The following is a 17,479-nucleotide window of genomic DNA, read 5'->3' as shown; positions in this document are numbered from 1 at the left end:
CTTGGAAAGATTACCAAGTCCCGTCACCCGGCCGTGCAACCGGGGTCCCGAAAGAGCAAAACCTCAGGTCAGCAGGGTCAGGACGGTCTCCGAGTGCCGCCCCGGCGAGCGCGCGGTGCGGGCCTGCAGCCACGCCTCCAGGCGGTCCTCCGGCAGCGGCCGCGAGATGAGGTAGCCCTGGGCGACGTCACAGCCCATCGCCTCGAGCTGGTCGCGCGCGACGTCCTCTTCGACGCCTTCCGCGACCACCGTCAGGCCGAGCGAGTGCCCCAGCTCGACGATGGAGCGGACCACGGCCAGGTCGCCGAGGTCGGTGCCCATGCCGAGGACGAAGCTCTTGTCGATCTTGACCTGGTCGACCGGCAGCTGCCGCAGGTAGGCCAGCGACGAGTAGCCGGTGCCGAAGTCGTCCACCGCGAGCGTGATGCCCAGCGAGTGCAGCTCGCGCAGGATCGGCAGCGCCTTCTGCGGGTCGGACATCACGCCGGACTCGGTCAGCTCGAACGTCAGCAGCTCGGGCGGGATGCCCACGCGGTCCAGCTCGCGGGCGACCTTGTTCGGGAAGTCCTCGTCGGCGAGGTTGCGCACCGACAGGTTGACCGCGACCGAGATCCGCAGGCCCTCGTCGAGCCACTTGCGGCAGCGCTTCAGCGCCTCGCCGAGCACGAACGACGTCAGCACGCCGATCAGGCCGGCCGCCTCGATGGCCGGGACGAACTCGTCCGGGCCGAGCCTGCCGAACTCCGGGTGCACCCAGCGGACCAGCGCCTCGACGCCCTGGACCTGACGGTTCGGCAGGGTGATCTTGGGCTGGTAGTGGACGCTGACCTGGCCGTCCTCCAGGGACTGCCGGAACTGCGTGACCATCTGGAAGCGCCGCAGGAAGATCTGGCCCATGCTCGGCACGTAGCCGCGGACCTCTTCGCCGCCCTTGGTCGCGCGAACAGCGACGTCGGCCCGCTGGAGCAGGCCTTCGATGTCGACCGGGTCGCCGGCCTCTTCGGGCGTTGTCGTCGCGTAGCCGATCATCGCGTTGGCCTCGACCGAAAGGCGGTCCACCGGGTACGGCGCGGACAGCTCCTCGCGCAGCCGTTCCGCCGCGTGGTGGGCGTCCTCCGGCGCGCAGCCGACGAGCAGCGCCGCGAACGACGCGCCTTCGAGGCGGGCCAGCGGGATGTCGGGGCCGAGCGCGTCGCGGATGCGGCGGCCGGCGGCGATGACCATCCGGTCGGCCCAGGCGTAGCCCAGCGCGTCGGAGACGGTCGAGAAGACGTCGAGGTCGATCCGCAGCACCACGGCGTTCGCGAAGTCCCGCAACGGTTCCTTCGCCACCTGCCGGAAGCCCGGCCGGTTGAGGTGCCCGGTGAGCGGGTCGTGGTAGGCGTCGTGGCGCAGCGTCGCGAGCAGCCGCCGGTTGTCCAGCGACGTCGCGAGGTGGCTGGCCATCGTGCCGAGCAGCTGGACGTCGTACTTGCCGAACCCGCGCCAGCGGGACAGCCGGTCGTGCGCCTCGACCACGCCGAGCAGCTGGTTCGCGCTGCGCAGCGGGACGACGAGCGCCTCCTGCGCGCCGCGGTCGAGCAGCGCGGCGCGGACGTCCGGGTTGGCTTCGGTGATCCGGAAGTGCCGGACGTGCGCGCCGGGCAGGCGCAGCAGGGGGTCGTCGGCGCCCGGGTCGGCGGCCGGCAGCTCGTCGCCCGCGACGACGACGCGCATGGTGTCCTTCGGCTCCAGCCGCAGCCGCAGCACCACGCGGCCGGCGGCGAGCTGGTCCTTGATGCGCTCGGCGATCGTGGCCCACTCGCGGACGTCGACGCCGCCGACGAGCTCGTCCGCGCGGCTGGCCGGGCGCGCCGCGGCCTGCTGGCCGGAGCGGGCGACCATCAGGCTGACGTCCGAGAGCGCCTCCATGTCCCGCTGCTCGCGCAGCAGGTCGGAGTAGGCCCAGTAGAGCGCGGTGAGGCCGAGGAAGACGGCGAGCACCAGCGGCCACGCCTTGGGCGTGTTCGAGATGACGAGGTACCCGGAGAGGCCGACCGACGCGTTGACGAACCCGACGACCAGGATCCGCGCGGTGAGCCGGACCGCGGTGCTGACCCGCATCCGGCGGCGTAGCACGCGCACCGCGGCGAGGGCGAGCAGCGTGCTGACGAGCGGCGCGGTCAGCGTGCCGGCGAGCGCGGCGACCCACGGGATCTCGCTGCCCGCCCCGGCGCCGACGGCGACCTTGACCAGCCCGGCCACCGCGAAGGCGCCGGTGATCTCGAGCAGGAACGCGCCCGCGTTGTAGAGGACCCGGCCGGCGACCTTGCGCGCGAGCAGCGTGCCGATGCCGGCGACCAGGTGCGCGGCCAGCACGACCTCGAACGGCGCGATGAAGAAGCCGATGACGAGCGGGATCTCGGTGAAGGAGATGGTCCACGAGATGCCGCTGCGGACGTCGACGTTGATGCCGAGCTGCTCGGCGAGGAGGAACGCGACCGCGAGCACCGGGCCGATCCACAGCAGCTTGCTGTCCCAGTGGAACGGCAGCCACGAGCCGACCGCGAACGCGGCGACGAGCCCCAGGCTCAGTACCGCGAAGGTGTAGGCGCGGAACCGGCGTTCGTCGGTCCGCGCTTCGACGGAGGCCGCGGGGATCGGTGCGGTCGCGGGACCGCCCGGCCCGGGCTGCGCGACGGCGTCGCCGTGCGCGGTGGTCTCCGGCATCCGTTCTTCCCTCCCGGATTGCCCACTGGTCGCTGATCCGTGACGTCAGGTGTGGACAAGGGCCATACCGTACCCCGTAGGGCGTACTCATGTCCCTTTCGAGACAGTAGGAGATCACCCCAGGGTTAACAATGCCTCGATAGCGCTGACCTGCGTGGACCAAGGGGTGAAACATCTGGTGCGGGAGCCGCGACCCCTTCCCGGGAGGTTCTGTACGCATTCCGGGCCGGGTAGCGCTTGAATGTGCCCCATGCACAGCGATGTGATTGCCACCGAGCACGCGACGCGACTCGCGGCGGTGGATCCCCTCCTCCCCGGCTCATCTCCGTTCGAAGCGGCCGAAAACGCCGTGGTCCTGGAGGTGGCCACCGACGACTCGGCCGCGTCGGGACTCGCTTCCCGCGTCCAGGTGGACCGCGACGCCCCCAACGCGCCGTGGCGCGCCCTCACCGAGCACCGGCTCGACCTCCAGCTCGCCGGCCCCCACCCGGCCGGTGCGCTCGACGCCCTCCTCACCCGATGGGATGAACATCTGCGGGCCGTCGCCGAGCGCGGCGACACCGAGACCGCCGCGGTCGTCCCCCGGGCCAGCCGTGACGCCGCCGGCGCGCGCGAAATGCTGCACCACGGCTTCGCGCCGTTGCGCGTCGTCGCGGTCCGCCCGGCCGACCGGATGATCCCGGAGGGCCCGCACGGCACCCCGGGCGTCAAGATCCGGCGCGCCGAGCCCGGCGACCTCGACACGGTCGTCGCCCTCGGCCTGGAGCTGCACTCCTACGACGCCCAGTACGGCACGGTCAACCTGCGCCAGGGCGTCGAGGACATCATGGCCAAGGACCTCGCCGAGCAGCTGAACCGGCCGGAGCCGCCGCTGTGGATCGCCGAGCTGTACGGCCGTCCGCTCGGCATGGTGAACGTCCAGCACCCCGGCGAGACCGGCTGGATCAGCGACCGCGTCGCCGCCACCCGGGTCGGGTACCTGTCGTCGCTGGCGGTCGCCGAGGCGGCGCGGTCCTCCGGTGTCGGCACGGCGCTGGCCGCCCACGCCCACCACGTCCTCGACGAGGAGGGCACCGACGTCGTCCTGCTGCACCACGCCGCGGCGAACCCGCTCTCGACGCCGTTCTGGTACGCGCAGGGTTACCGCCCGCTGTGGACGTACTGGCAGCGTCGCCCAGCCGTTCGGTGAACTACTGGCGGATTACCCCGGGTGCCCCGTCCTTATAGGCTGATGTCAGTACAAGGGACGGGGAGCCGACGTGAACGAGCAGCGGGACGCCGCGCCCAGAGCACCCGAGGGCGTGGACACGGAGAAGCCGTCCGCGGCCCGGATCTACGACTGGTACCTCGGCGGTACGCAGAACTGGGCCGTCGACCGCGAGTTCGGCCGCCGCATGGAACAGCAGTGGCCGCTCGTGCGCCCCGGCTCGAAGCAGAACCGCGAGTTCATGAACCGCGCCGTGCGCGCGGCGCTGAAGGCGGGGATCCGGCAGTTCATCGACCTCGGCTCCGGCGTCCCGACGGCCGGCAACGTGCACGAGGTCGTCGAGGCCGAGCTGCCGGACGACCACGACGCCACGGTCGTCTACGTCGACTACGAGCCGGTCGCCGTCGCCCACGCGACGCTCATCCTCGAAGAGGAAGCGGCGACCGACTGGGCCGGCATCGTCCAGGCCGACATGCGGGACGCGAAGGCCGTGCTGCGCGCTCCGGAGACGAAGCGGCTGATCGACTTTTCGAAGCCGGTCTGCGTGATGATGATGGCGGTGCTGCACTTCGTCGGCCCGGACGACGACCCGCACGGCCTGCTCAAGGCCTACCGCGACGCCCTCGCGCCGGGCAGCTGGCTGGCGATCTCGCAGATGAGCGAGGGTGACGGCGAGGGCGAGATGCTGGCCGGGCTGCGCTGGTTCGTCGAGCAGTACCGGAAGACGAGCAACCCGGTGTGGCTGCGCGACCGCGACGAGATCGAGCCGCTGTTCGGCGACTGGCCCCTGCTGGAGCCGGGCATCGTGCACCTGCCGGACTGGCGGCCCGACCGGAAGCTGAACGCACTCGAAGCCGCCGCCCGCCCGTACGCGTGGTGCGGCATCGCGGAGAGGCCGGGCGGATGAGCGAAACCGCGCCGATCGCGCCGGCCGGGGTGGACACGGAGAAGCCGTCCGCGGCGCGCGTCTACGACTGGTACCTCGGCGGCAACCACCACTGGGCGGTCGACCGCGAGTTCGGCCGCCGCGTCGAGAAGGTGTGGCCGCTGATCCGGCCGATCTCGCGGCAGAACCGGGCGTTCATGAACCGGGTCGTCAAGACCGCGATGGCCGCCGGCGTCCGCCAGTTCGTCGACCTCGGCTCCGGCGTGCCGACCGCGGGCAACGTGCACGAGATCGTCCGCGACCTGCTGCCCGCCGGTGAACGCGCGTCGGTGGTGTACGTCGACTACGAGCCCGTGGCCGCCGCGCACTCCCGGCTGATCCTGGAGAAGGAAGAAGCGACGGACTGGGCGGGTCTGGTCGAGCGGGACATCCGCCGCCCGAAGGAGATCTTCGCGGACGAGGTGACCCAGGACCTGATCGACTGGTCGCGGCCGGTGTGCCTGCTGATGATCACGGTGATGCACTTCGTCGGCCCGTCGGACGATCCCGCGGGCCTGATGGCGGCGTACCGCGCGAAGCTCGCCCCGGGCAGCTGGCTGGCCCTGACCCACGGCACCTGCCGCGACGACGCTCCACCCGCTCGCGCGGCCGAGGTGAAACGATTCATCGACGCCTACCGCGACACGACGAACCCGGCCTGGTTGCGCACGGCCGAAGAACTGCTCCCCTGGTTCGGCGGCTGGCCGCTGTTGCCGCCGGGGATGACATCGTTGCCGGATTGGCGGCCGGAGGCGCCGCCGAACGCCATCGACCTGGAGACGCGGCCGTTCGCCTGGTGCGCCGTCGCGCGCCGGCCAAGCCTCTGACCTTTCACCGTCGCCCGTCCAGGCTCTGCGAGGCACCCACTCGCCCGCTTTGGCGACCTTCACTTCGCCGCCCTACGCGGCCGCCCTGGCGAGAAGCGGCTGCCCCAGGTCGAATCGGCACCGGACGTGAAACTCCGGCTCACATCGGCGAGGGCAGCTCCCGCGCCCGCCCGCGGTCCACGACATCCGGCGAGCGGGCCGGCCACGCCGGCCGGCCACCGCCCGCAGTCCGCGGCCAAGCCACTGAGCTCGAGTCTCGTCGCCCCGATCCGCGCGGCCCCCAACGCCATATGGAGCACTCAGCCCCCTCTGACCTGCGGGTTCGCTGATCGCTGTGGGCGAACGCACCATCGGAAACAAACCCGCCCATCGGAGAGTTGAGCTAGGCAGACTCAACTACCCGAGGAGTGCACATGTCCGACACCCGCCTCCTGCCCGTGCTCCCGCTCGATGACGACGTCGTGCTGCCGGGCATGGTCGTCCCGCTCGACCTCACCGACACCGAGACGCGGGCCGCGGTGGAGTCCGCCCAGGCCAACACCCCCAGTCAGGCGTCGTTCCCCGGCATCCGGTCGACCGGCGGCTTGAAGGCCAGCAAAGGCGAGGTCCTGATCGTCCCGCGGGTCCACGGTGAGTACGCCGAGTACGGCACCGTCGCCACGGTCGAGCGCATCGGGCGCGTGCCCGGTGGCAAGGCCGCCGTGCTGCTGCGCGGCACGAGCCGCGCGCTCGTCGGCCGGATGGCCGACGGTCCCGGCGCCGCCCGCTGGGTGCACGCCGAGGACGCCCCCGAAACCACCGACGACCGGACCGCGAAGCTCGCGGCCGAGTACAAGGCCGTCGTCATCTCGATCCTCCAGCAGCGCGGCGGCTGGCAGCTGATCGACGCCGTCCAGCAGGTCGAGGACCCGTCCGCGGTCGCCGACCTGTCCGGCAACGCGCCGTACCTCGACACCGACCAGAAGGTCGAGCTGCTCACCACGCTCGACGTCACCGCACGCCTGGAGAAGGCGCTCGAGTGGAGCAAGGAACACCTGGCCGAGCTCGAGGTCACCGACACGATCCGCAAGGACGTCTCCGAAGGCATGGAGAAGCAGCAGAAGGAGTTCCTGCTGCGCCGCCAGCTCGAAGCGATCCGCAAGGAGCTGGGTGAGCTCGACGGCTCCGCCGACGACACGGACTACCGCGCCCGCGTCGAAGGTGCCGAGCTGCCGGACGCCGTGAAGAAGGCCGCGCTGGCCGAGGTGGACAAGCTGGACCGGACGTCCGAGCAGTCCCCCGAGGGCGGCTGGATCCGCACCTGGCTGGACACCGTCCTGGAGCTGCCCTGGAACGAGCGCACCGAGGACGTCTACGACATCGCCGCCGCGCGCGCCGTTTTGGACGCCGATCACGCCGGTCTCGACGACGTCAAGGAACGCATCATCGAGTACTTGGCCGTGCGCAAGCGTCGCGCGGAATCGGGTCTCGGCCCGGTCGGTGGACGCCGGTCCGGCGCGGTGCTCGCCCTCGCGGGCCCTCCCGGGGTCGGCAAGACCTCGCTGGGTGAGTCCGTCGCGAAGGCCATGGGACGCAAGTTCGTCCGCGTCGCCCTCGGCGGCATCCGCGACGAGGCGGAGATCCGCGGCCACCGCCGCACCTACGTCGGCGCCCTGCCCGGCCGGATCGTCCGCGCCATCAAGGAAGCCGGCTCGATGAACCCGGTCGTGCTGCTCGACGAGATCGACAAGGTCGGCGCCGACTACCGCGGCGACCCGACCGCAGCGCTGCTCGAGGTGCTGGACCCGGAGCAGAACCACACGTTCCGCGACCACTACCTCGAGGTCGAGCTGGACCTGTCCGACGTCGTGTTCCTGGCGACGGCCAACGCGCTCGAGACCATCCCCGGCCCGCTGCTGGACCGGATGGAGCTCGTCACGCTGGACGGCTACACCGAGCACGAGAAGGTCACCATCGCCCGCGACCACCTGCTCCCCCGCGAGCTGGAGCGCGCCGGCCTGGCCGTCGCCGACGTCAGCCTGACCGACGCCGCGTTCAGCCGGATCGCCGCCGAGTACACCCGCGAGGCGGGCGTGCGCGACGCGAACCGCACGATCGCGAAGGTACTGCGCAAGATCGCGACCAAGGTGGCCCTGGACGAGGTGTCCTTGCCGCTCACGATCGACGACGCCGATCTCGAGACCTACCTCGGCCGGCCGCGTCACCTGCCGGAGTCGTCGCTGCCCGCGTCGACCCAGCGGACCGCGACCCCCGGTGTGGCCACGGGCCTGGCGGTCACGGGAGCCGGCGGTGACGTCCTCTACATCGAGGCGTCGCTGGCGGACCAGGAGTCCGGCGCGTCCGGGCTGCAGCTGACCGGCCAGCTCGGCGACGTGATGAAGGAGTCCGTCCAGATCGCGCTGTCCTACCTGCGCTCGCACGGCGCGGAGCTGGAACTCCCGGTCGGTGACCTGAAGAACCGCGGCATCCACGTCCACGTCCCCGCGGGCGCGGTGCCCAAGGACGGCCCGTCGGCCGGCGTCACGATGACGACGGCGCTGGCGTCGCTGCTCTCGGGCCGCGTGGTCAAGGCGGACGTCGCGATGACCGGCGAGGTGTCCCTGACCGGGCGCGTCCTGCCGATCGGCGGCGTCAAGCAGAAGCTGCTGGCAGCCCACCGGGCCGGGATGAAGACGGTGATCATCCCGCAGCGCAACGAGCCGGACCTCGACGACGTCCCGGCCGAGGTGCTGTCCCAGCTGGACGTCCACGCGGTGGCGAACGTCCGCGAGGTCCTCGACCTCGCCCTGACCCCGGCTTCGACGCCGGTTGCCCAGGCGGCGTAACCCCGAACGCCGCCACCTGAACGGCCGGTTTCCCTCTCCCCCAAGGGAAACCGGCCGTTTCTTCACGTCCGGACCGGGGCGGTCGACTCGCGCTCGACGAGGGAGACGTCGATCGTCACCGGGTGCTTCGAGCGATCGCCCTTCTCGATGGAGTCCATCAGGATCGACACCGCCGTCGACGCCTTGCGCGCGATGTCCTGGGCGACGGTCGTCAGCTTCGGTGTCACGTAGTTGCAGAGGTCGAGGTCGTCGAAGCCGACCACCGAGACGTCCTCCGGGACCCGGACGCCCGCCTCGGTCAGGCCGTGGACGATGCCGACCGCCAGGATGTCCGCCGTCGCGAACACCGCCGTCGGGGCGTGGCGCTCCCGCAGGACCAGCCCCAGTTCCCGGCCCTCCTCGTACGTCGTGTTGACCGTCTCGACCAAGCCCGGCCGCGGGACACCGGCGTCCGCGAACGCCTGATTGAAGCCCTCGAAGCGTTCGTGGACCACGCCGACGCCGCTGAACGCCGGGCCAGCGAACAGGATCCGGCGGTGGCCGAGGTTCAGCAGGTGCCGCGCAGCCAGCCGGGCGCCCGCGAAGTCGTCGGAACGGGTGCCCGTCGTGAGGCGGTTCGCCGAGTAGCTGTCGATCGCGACGACGTGGACCGCGCCGATCGTCTTCTTGGTCAGCTTGCCGACCTCTTCGTCGAGGAAGCCGAGCAGGATCGCGCCGTCGAGGCTCCACGAGCGCAGGGCCTCGGCGACCTCGTCCGGGTGGGCGACACCGCGCAGCAGCAGGTGGTAGCCGTACTTGCGCAGCTCACGCTCGATCAGGCCGACGATCGCCATGGTGTGCGGGCTGATCATCAGGCTGTCCTCGTCGGCGGCCGGCACCAGCAGGCCGACCAGCCGGGACGCCTGCGTCGCGAGGCTGCGGGCCGACGCGCTCGGGACGTAACCCAGCTCGTCCGCGATGCGCTGGACCTTCTCGATGGTGCTCGGGGAGACGCGCGCGCGGTTGCCGTTCATCACGTTCGACACGGTCATCATGCTCACGCCCGCCTGCTCGGCGACCTCCCGCAGCGTGACGCGCACCCTCGGACTCCTCTCGCTCACCCGGGCCCCCAGGTTACGGGACCGGCCGTTGACAACCGGCCGGGGACGACATTACCGTCTATCGAGGTATAGCGCTAAACCTAATCGCTGCGGACGCCGGTCCGCACCCTTCGCCGCGCTCCGGAAACCGTTGAGCCAGAACGGGAGTCCCGTGACCACCGACCTCTCGACCAGCCCGCTGACCGCACCCGTCGACCAGGCGGCGCCGTGGTGGCGCGGGGCCGTCATCTATCAGATCTACCCGCGCAGTTTCGCCGACGGCAACGGCGACGGCACCGGCGATCTCGCCGGCGTCCGCGCCCGGCTGCCCCACCTCAAAAGCCTCGGCGTGGACGCCCTCTGGTTCACGCCCTGGTACGCCTCGCCGCTGGCCGACGGCGGTTACGACGTCGCCGACTACCGCGTCATCGACCCGGCCTTCGGCACTCTCGAGGAGGCCGAGCAGCTGATCGCCGAAGCCGCCGGGCTGGGCATCAAGACCATTGTGGACATCGTCCCCAACCACGTCTCGGACCAGCATGAGTGGTTCCAAGCAGCACTGGCCGCCGGGCCGGGATCGCCGGAGCGCCAACGGTTCTGGTTCCACCCGGGCCGCGGCGAGCACGGCGAACTGCCGCCGACGGACTGGGAGTCCGCCTTCTCCGGCGGCACCTGGACCCGCACCACGAACCCGGACGGCACGCCCGGCGAGTGGTACCTGCACCTGTTCGCGCCCGAGCAGCCGGACCTCAACTGGAACCACCCGGACGTCCGCGCCGAGCACGAGCGGGTGCTGCGGTTCTGGTTCGACCGGGGGGTCGCGGGCATCCGCATCGACTCCGCGACCATGCCGGTCAAGGACCCCGCGCTGCCCAACCAGGTGACGCCGGACGCGCACCCGTTCGTCGACCGCGACGAGATCCACGACATCTACCGCGGCTGGCGGGCCGTCGCCGACTCCTACGCCGAGCCACGCGTGCTGGTCGGCGAGGTCTGGCTGGCCGACCCGCACCGCTTCGCCCGCTACCTGCGCACCGACGAGATGCACACGGCGTTCAACTTCGACTTCATGATGCGGCCTTGGGACGCCGGCGAGCTGCGCACCGCCATCGTGTCCACTTTGGACGCCCACGGCCCGGTCGGCGCGCCCCCGACGTGGGTGCTGTCCAACCACGACGTCACCCGCGCGGCCACCCGCTACGGCCGCGAGGACAGCTCGTTCGGCTTCGTGGCCCGGGCCTTCGGCATCCCCACCGACCTCGCGAAGGCTCAACGGCGAGCCCGCGCGGCCGCGCTGCTGTCGGCGGCCTTGCCCGGCTCGCTGTACGTCTACCAGGGTGACGAGCTGGGCCTGCCCGAGGTCGAGGACCTGCCCTTGGAGGTGCTGCAGGATCCGATGCACTTCCGCTCCGGCGGTACCGACCCCGGCCGCGACGGCTGCCGCGTCCCGCTGCCCTGGACGTCCGACGCGAGCACCGCGTACGGCTTCGGCGGAGAGCCGTGGCTGCCCCAGCCGGCGAACTGGGGTGACTACTCGGTCGAGCGGCAGGACGGCGATCCGCGGTCGATGCTGACGCTCTACCGCACCATGATCGCGCTGCGCCGGTCCGAACCCGCGCTGCGTGGCGAGGAGTTCGCCTGGGCGGCCGAGGACGGCGCCGACGTCCTCGCCTTCCGCCGCGGCGACGACCTGCTCTGCCTGGTCAACTTCGGCGAAACCCCGATCGACCTGCCCGCCCACCTCGAAATCCTGCTCGCCAGCGGCGAGCTGGCCGGCTCCCAGTTGCCCACCGACACAGCCGTCTGGCTGCGAGTCCAGTAACCCGCCAGGAGTGACGATGAAGTCCTCGAAGATCGCCGCGGTGTGCCTGTGCGCCGCCGCCGCGCTGACCGCCTGTTCCGGCACCGACGACACCACGACCGCCGACGGCAAGACCGTCGTCAAGGTGTCCATCGAACCGGGCCTGGACCAGGGCGCGGTCGCCGCGTTCAACGCCCGGGTCACGCAGTTCGAAGCCGCGAACCCGAAGATCGACCTGGTCCCGCAGGAGTTCAAGTGGGACGCGACGACGTTCACCGCGCAGCTGGCGGGCGGCACGCTCCCCGACGTCCTCACGATGCCGTTCACCGACGGCCGCGGCCTGATCGAACGCCGTCAGATCGCCGACATCAGCGGCCTGGTCGACCAGCTGCCGTACGCGAAGAAGTTCAACCCCGAGGTCGCGAAGGCCGGCTCAGCCGCCGACGGGAAGATGTGGGCCGTCCCGATAGCCGCGCACGGCCAGGCCCTGCACTACAACCGGACGCTCTTCAAGCAAGCCGGACTCGACCCGGACAAGCCACCGTCCACCTGGGACGAGATCCGCGCCGACGCCAAGCAGATCGCGCAGAAGACCGGCCAGGCCGGCTACGCCCAGCTGACCACGGACAACACCGGCGGCTGGATCCTCGCGACGCTCGACTACGCCTTCGGCGGCCGCACCGAGCAGCTGACCGGCGACAAGGCGACGGCGACGCTGAACACCCCGCAGATGGCCCGCGCGCTGCAGACCATCCACACCATGCGGTGGGACGACAACAGCATGGGCGCCAACTTCCTCTACGACTGGAACGGCATCAACCAGGACTTCGCCGCCGGCCGGATTGGGATGTACATCTCCGGCGGCGGCAACTACGGCTCGCTGAAGGCGCAGAACGCGATCAAGGCGGACGACTACGGCGTCACGGCCCTCCCGCTCGACGGCCCGGGCGCGGGTGTGCTCGGCGGCGGCACCCTCGCGGCCGTCAACGCCAAAGCCAAAGACGCCACGAAGGCCGCGGCCGTCAAGTGGATCGACTTCTACTACCTGCAGAAGCAGGCCGACCAGGCCGCCGCGGTCGCCGACGCGAAGACGACCGCCGACTCCGGTGAGGCCGTCGGTTCGCCCGAGCTGCCGGTGTTCGACAAGGCGACCTTCGACCAGCGGATGGGCTGGATCGCGCAGTACGTCAACGTGCCGGTGAAGCAGATGACGCCGTACACGGACAAGATGTTCGGCCAGCCGCTGCTCCCCGAGCCGACGCGGTCCACCCAGCAGGTCTACGGCCTGCTCGACCCGGTGGCGCAGAAGGTCCTGACCGACCGCGGCGCGGACATCCCCGCGCTGCTGGCCGACGCGCAGACGCAGGCCCAGGCGTTGCTGGACAAGCCGTGACGCTCACGGCGGCCCGGCCGGCGGTCACCGCCACCCGCCCGGCCCGGGCCCGCCGCCGGCGCACCCCGATGACGTGGGTGCGCGGCGGCGGCCTCGGCACCGTGCTGTTCCTGCTGCCGATGCTGGCGGTGTTCGGGCTGTTCTCGTGGCGGCCGATCGGCCAGGCCGTCGTGATGAGCTTCCAGCAGACGAACCTCGTCTCGGACCCGGTATTCGTCGGGCTGGACAACTATCGCGCCGTCCTCGGTGATCCGCAGCTGTGGAACGCCGTCGGCAACACGCTGTGGTTCGCTGTGCTCGCGCTGCTGCTCGGCTACCCGATCCCACTCGTCGCCGCGGTGCTGATGAGCGAGGTCCGCCGGGCGAAGGGCCTCTACAGCGCGCTGGCCTACCTGCCGGTGGTGATCCCGCCGGTGGTGGCCGTGCTGCTGTGGAAGTTCTTCTACGACGCGAGCCCGAACGGGGTGTTCAACACCGTGCTGGGCGCCGTCGGGATCAGCCCGGCGCCGTGGCTGCAGTCGGCGTCGACGGCGATGTTCTCGCTGGTCGCGGAGGCGACGTGGGCCGCCGCGGGCGCGACGATCATCATCTACCTCGCCGCCCTGACCAGCGTCCCGCCCGAGCAGTACGAGGCGGCCGAGATCGACGGCGCGTCGGTCTGGGGCAAGGTCTGGCACGTCACGCTGCCGCACCTGCGCGGGGTCCTGCTGATCACGTTCATCCTGCAGATCGTCGGCACGGCGCAGGTGTTCCTCGAGCCGTTCCTGTTCACCGGCGGCGGCCCGGCGCGGTCGACGACCACGATCCTGCTGCTCGTCTACAACTACGCCTTCGCCGACAGCCTCGGCGGCGACTACGGCGCCGCGACCGCGTTGAGCGTGCTGCTCGCCGTGGTCTTGGGCCTGTTCTCCGCCGTGTACTTCCGCCTCACCCGCTCCTGGAGCAAGTCATGACGCGCGCCCTGCTCTCGCCGTCGGACTGGCGACGTCCGGTGGTCCGGCGCACGACTCGGACGTTGCACGCGCTCCTGCTCGCCGCGTTGTTCCTGGCGGGACTGGGCCCGATGCTGTGGCTGGCGAAGGCGGCCGTAACGCCGACGCAGGACACGCTGCGCGACCCACTCGCCCTGTGGCCGCACGGGATCGACTTCGCCAACCTCTCGACGGCGTGGACGCGCGTGCAGATCGACAAGTACTTCCTCAACACCGTCTGGGTCGCCGCGGGGTCGTGGCTGGTGCAGCTGATCGTCGCGACGACGGCCGGGTTCGCGCTGTCCGTGCTGCGGCCGCGCTATGGGCGGGTGCTCACCGGGGTCGTCCTGACGACGTTGTTCGTGCCGGGGGTGGTACTCCTGGTGCCGCTCTACCTGTCCATGGTGGACTTCTCGCTGATCAACTCGTTCTGGGCGGTCTGGCTGCCTTCGGGTGCCAGCGCGTTCAACATCCTTCTGGTGCAACGGTTCTTCGACAACCTCCCGCGTGAGGTGTTCGAAGCCGCTCGCGTCGACGGCGCGGGCCCGCTGAGGTTGTTCTGGTCGGTCGTGCTGCCGATGTCCCGCCCGATCCTCGGCGTCGTCTCGGTGTTCGCGATCGTGGCCGCCTGGAAGGACTTCCTGTGGCCGATGCTGGTGCTGCCCGACCCGGCGGTCCAGCCGCTCTCGGTCCGGCTGCCGGCGTTGCAGAAGTTCGTCGAGCTGGACGTCTTCCTGGCCGCTCTGGCTATTTCGACGGTGATTCCCGTCGTGCTGTTCCTCGTGTTCCAGCGGATGTTCCTGCGCGGCAACGCGCTGGGCGGAGCCGTCAAGGGCTGACTCTCTGGTTGGGAGAAAACAGATGCGCAGATCCCCTGTTCTGGCCGTCGCGGTGCTCACCTTCACCGCTCTCTTGGGCACGGTCCCGGCTCAGGCCGCGACCACCCGTCTCGAAGCCGAATCCGCCACCCTTTCGGGCGGCGCAGTCGTCGAAACCGACCATCCCGGCTACAGCGGTTCGGGGTTCGTCGGCGGTTTCACCGACAGCCACCGAGGTACCGCGCGGACGACGTTCGCCGTCTCCGCGGCTTCAGCCGGTTCGTACACGCTCGCGCTCGGCTACGCGAACGGCACCGGTTCCGTGCGAACTCTCACGCTGACTGTGGATTCCACGGCCCAGCAGATTTCCCTGCCCGCAACAGCTTCCTGGGACAGCTGGGGCTCGGCGAGCGTGGCCGTCTCGCTCGGCGCGGGCGCGCACAACGTGTCGTACACCTTCGGTTCGGGTGACAGCGGGAACGTCAACCTGGACCGTCTCGACGTGACGCCGTCCGCAACCGGGCAGGCGGGTCCGCTGTTCGAGGCGGAGAACGCGACCCTCACGGGCGGCGCGGTCGTCGCGACCGACCATCCCGGCTACAGCGGGACCGGCTTCGTCGGCGGCTACACGGACGCGAACAAGGGGGCCGCGCGGACGTCGTTCGCGGTTGCTGTCACCACGGCCGGGGCGCAGTCGCTCGCGCTCCGGTACGCGAACGGCACCGGAACCGCCATGACGCTTTCGCTCTATGTCGACAGCGTCCGGCTACGTCAGGTGTCGCTGCCGCCGTCGGCGAACTGGGACACGTGGACGTCGGCGACCGAGTCCGTGACGCTGACCGCGGGTGACCACACGGTGGCATACGCCTTCGACAGCAACGATTCCGGCAACGTGAACCTGGACAGCCTGACCGTGACGGCTTCGGTGCCCGCCGGTCCTGGCGAGGCTGAAGCCGCATTCCTGTCCGGCGGTGCGACCGTCGGCGCCACGACCGCGGGCTACACCGGTCCGGGCTATGTGACGGGCTTCGCGACGACGGGCGCGCGTCTGGTGCGCACTTTCGCGATGGCGTCGGCGGGAACGTCGACCGCGACGATTCGGTTCAGTGGCGGAGGCGCTCTCGCGGTGTCGGCGAACGGCCGTGACGCCGGGTCGGCGACCCTGCCGTCCGGCACCGGCTGGCGCACGGCGACGATCTCGGTGCCGGTCCGCGCGGGCGTCAACACGCTGCAACTGGCCGGAACCGGCAGCGACGTGCAGGTCGACAGCGTGGTCGTCGCGAACGAGACGGCGCTGGCCGCGCGGGGCGCGACGACGCCGTACACCGAGTACGAAGCCGAAGCCGGGACGACGACCGGGACCGTGCTCGCCGCGGACCGGACGTTCCACACGGTCCAGGCCGAGTCGAGCGGCCGCCGCGCGGTGCGGCTGGGCGCGACCGGACAGTCCGTGAGCGTCACGCTGACCAAGCCCGCGAACGCCGTCACCCTCCGGTTCTCGATCCCGGACACCGCGGACGGCGCCGGGCAGACCGCGCCGCTCGCTCTCTACGCGAACGGGACGAAGATCCGCGACCTGTCCCTGACGTCGAACTACAGCTGGGTCTACGGCGCGTACCCGTACACGAACGTGCCGTCGCAAGGCAGCCCGCACCGGTACTACGACGAGACGCGCGCGCTGATCGGCGACTGGCCCGCGGGCACGGTACTGAAGCTGCAGAAGGACGCGTCGAGCACGGCCGCGTACTACGACGTCGACCTGCTGGACGCCGAGCAGGCGCCGGCCGCGGCAACCGCTCCCGCGGGTGCGTTGTCCATCACGTCGTACGGCGCGGTGCCGGACAACGGCTCGGACGCGACGTCGGCGATCAACGCCGCGATCGCGGCGGGCGCAGCGCAGAACAAGCCCGTGTGGATCCCGGCCGGGACGTTCCGGATCACGTCGAAGATCAACGTGGCGAACGTGCACGTCTACGGCGCCGGACCCTGGTACTCGGTGATCCAGGGCACCGGCCCTCGCGGTGGCTTCTTCGGCACGGGCGGCAACGTCACGCTGGCCGACTTCGCGATCTTCGGTGACGTCCGGATCCGGGACGACAACGGCTCGGACGCGGCGCTCGACGGCAACTTCGGCGCCGGGTCGTTCGTCCAGAACCTGTGGATCGAGCACACCAAGGTCGGGCTGTGGGCGGACTCGGGCACGAACGGCCTGTACGTCGTCGGCACCCGGATCCGCGACACGTTCGCGGACGGCGTCAACATCCACGCCAACGTGACCAACGTGCGGGTCGACCAGTCCATGGTCCGCAACACCGGCGACGACGGCCTGGCGATGTTCTCGGAAGGCAGCGCTGTGACCAGCAGCGCGTACACGTTCAACACGGTCCAGTCGCCGGCGCTGGCGAACGGCATCGGCGTCTTCGGCGGGGCGGGTAACCGTGTCGAGGACAACGTGGTCTCGGACAACGTCGAGGCGGGTTCGGGCATCACGGTCGGCACCCGCTTCAACCCGGTGCCGCTGTCGGGCACGACGTCGATCCGCCGCAACACGCTGGTGAGGACCGGCAGCTTCGAGCACAACTGGAACTCGGCGATCGGCGGCCTCTGGATCTACGCGGATTCGGCGCCCATCGCGGCACCGATCGTCGTCGAGGACCTGACGCTGACCGACAGCAGCTACCAGGGTGTGCTCCTGAGCTTCCAGAAGTCGATCACGCAGCTGAGCTTCGACCGCGTGACGATCACCGGAGCGGGCACGTACGGCATCGAGACGAACGCAACGGGCAGCGCGTCGATCGCCCACACCACGGTGACGGGCGCCACCTCGGGTGGCTTGCTCAACGACGGCGGCTACACGCTGGTGCGGGGCGCCGGGAACTCGGGCTTCTGACGCAAACGGCCCCGGTGACCTGCTGGTCACCGGG

11 protein-coding genes are annotated in these 17,479 nt (G+C 70.8%); 9 read left to right on the top strand and 2 right to left on the bottom strand.

Annotated elements, in window-relative coordinates:
- Positions 1 to 63 precede the first annotated feature (63 nt).
- Positions 64 to 2,709 carry a putative bifunctional diguanylate cyclase/phosphodiesterase gene (locus tag ACGFMK_RS04665; protein WP_392758408.1) on the bottom strand — a complete coding sequence of 882 codons (2,646 nt, stop codon included), beginning with the start codon at positions 2,707 to 2,709 and terminating at the stop codon, positions 64 to 66.
- A gap of 250 nt (positions 2,710 to 2,959) precedes the next feature.
- Here ACGFMK_RS04665 and ACGFMK_RS04660 point away from each other — a divergent pair, with 250 nt between their 5' ends.
- The 4 genes from ACGFMK_RS04660 (at position 2,960) to lon (ending at position 8,493) form a co-directional block, all read left to right on the top strand.
- Complete coding sequence (locus ACGFMK_RS04660; RefSeq protein WP_392758406.1) at positions 2,960 to 3,898, top strand: GNAT family N-acetyltransferase; 939 nt, start codon at positions 2,960 to 2,962, stop codon at positions 3,896 to 3,898.
- A 70-nt stretch (positions 3,899 to 3,968) separates the two neighbouring features.
- Complete coding sequence (locus tag ACGFMK_RS04655) at positions 3,969 to 4,823, top strand: SAM-dependent methyltransferase (protein WP_392758404.1); 855 nt, start codon at positions 3,969 to 3,971, stop codon at positions 4,821 to 4,823.
- Positions 4,820 to 5,668 carry an SAM-dependent methyltransferase gene (locus ACGFMK_RS04650; protein WP_392758403.1) on the top strand — a complete coding sequence of 283 codons (849 nt, stop codon included), beginning with the start codon at positions 4,820 to 4,822 and terminating at the stop codon, positions 5,666 to 5,668. The genes ACGFMK_RS04655 and ACGFMK_RS04650 overlap by 4 nt, the downstream gene beginning before the upstream one ends.
- Before the next feature lie 413 nt (positions 5,669 to 6,081).
- Positions 6,082 to 8,493: an endopeptidase La gene (gene lon, locus ACGFMK_RS04645; protein ID WP_392758401.1), complete on the top strand. Its 2,412-nt coding sequence runs from the start codon at positions 6,082 to 6,084 to the stop codon at positions 8,491 to 8,493.
- A 62-nt stretch (positions 8,494 to 8,555) separates the two neighbouring features.
- On the opposite strand, the gene ACGFMK_RS04640 is transcribed toward lon, so the two are convergent.
- Complete coding sequence (locus ACGFMK_RS04640) at positions 8,556 to 9,572, bottom strand: LacI family DNA-binding transcriptional regulator (protein ID WP_392758399.1); 1,017 nt, start codon at positions 9,570 to 9,572, stop codon at positions 8,556 to 8,558.
- A 172-nt stretch (positions 9,573 to 9,744) separates the two neighbouring features.
- Between ACGFMK_RS04640 and ACGFMK_RS04635 the strand changes: the two genes are divergently transcribed.
- The 5 genes from ACGFMK_RS04635 to ACGFMK_RS04615 are packed head-to-tail and all read left to right on the top strand — an operon-like array spanning position 9,745 to position 17,445.
- Positions 9,745 to 11,394: a glycoside hydrolase family 13 protein gene (locus tag ACGFMK_RS04635; protein WP_392758398.1), complete on the top strand. Its 1,650-nt coding sequence runs from the start codon at positions 9,745 to 9,747 to the stop codon at positions 11,392 to 11,394.
- Positions 11,395 to 11,410: 16 nt separating this feature from the next.
- Positions 11,411 to 12,766, top strand: coding sequence for an ABC transporter substrate-binding protein (locus tag ACGFMK_RS04630; protein ID WP_392758396.1), 1,356 nt, complete (start codon positions 11,411 to 11,413; stop codon positions 12,764 to 12,766).
- Entirely contained in the window at positions 12,763 to 13,719 is a 957-nt protein-coding gene (locus ACGFMK_RS04625) for a carbohydrate ABC transporter permease (protein WP_392758395.1), read from the top strand. The genes ACGFMK_RS04630 and ACGFMK_RS04625 overlap by 4 nt, the downstream gene beginning before the upstream one ends.
- Complete coding sequence (locus ACGFMK_RS04620) at positions 13,716 to 14,576, top strand: carbohydrate ABC transporter permease (RefSeq protein ID WP_392758394.1); 861 nt, start codon at positions 13,716 to 13,718, stop codon at positions 14,574 to 14,576. The genes ACGFMK_RS04625 and ACGFMK_RS04620 overlap by 4 nt, the downstream gene beginning before the upstream one ends.
- A 22-nt stretch (positions 14,577 to 14,598) precedes the next feature.
- On the top strand, positions 14,599 to 17,445 hold the full coding sequence (locus ACGFMK_RS04615; RefSeq protein WP_392758393.1) for a CBM35 domain-containing protein: 2,847 nt from the start codon (positions 14,599 to 14,601) through the stop codon (positions 17,443 to 17,445).
- Positions 17,446 to 17,479: the final 34 nt, after the last annotated feature.

Source organism: Amycolatopsis sp. NPDC049252 (assembly GCF_043197175.1).
Taxonomy (GTDB): Bacteria; Actinomycetota; Actinomycetes; order Mycobacteriales; family Pseudonocardiaceae; genus Amycolatopsis.
This window is presented reverse-complemented; position numbering and strand designations above follow the sequence as displayed.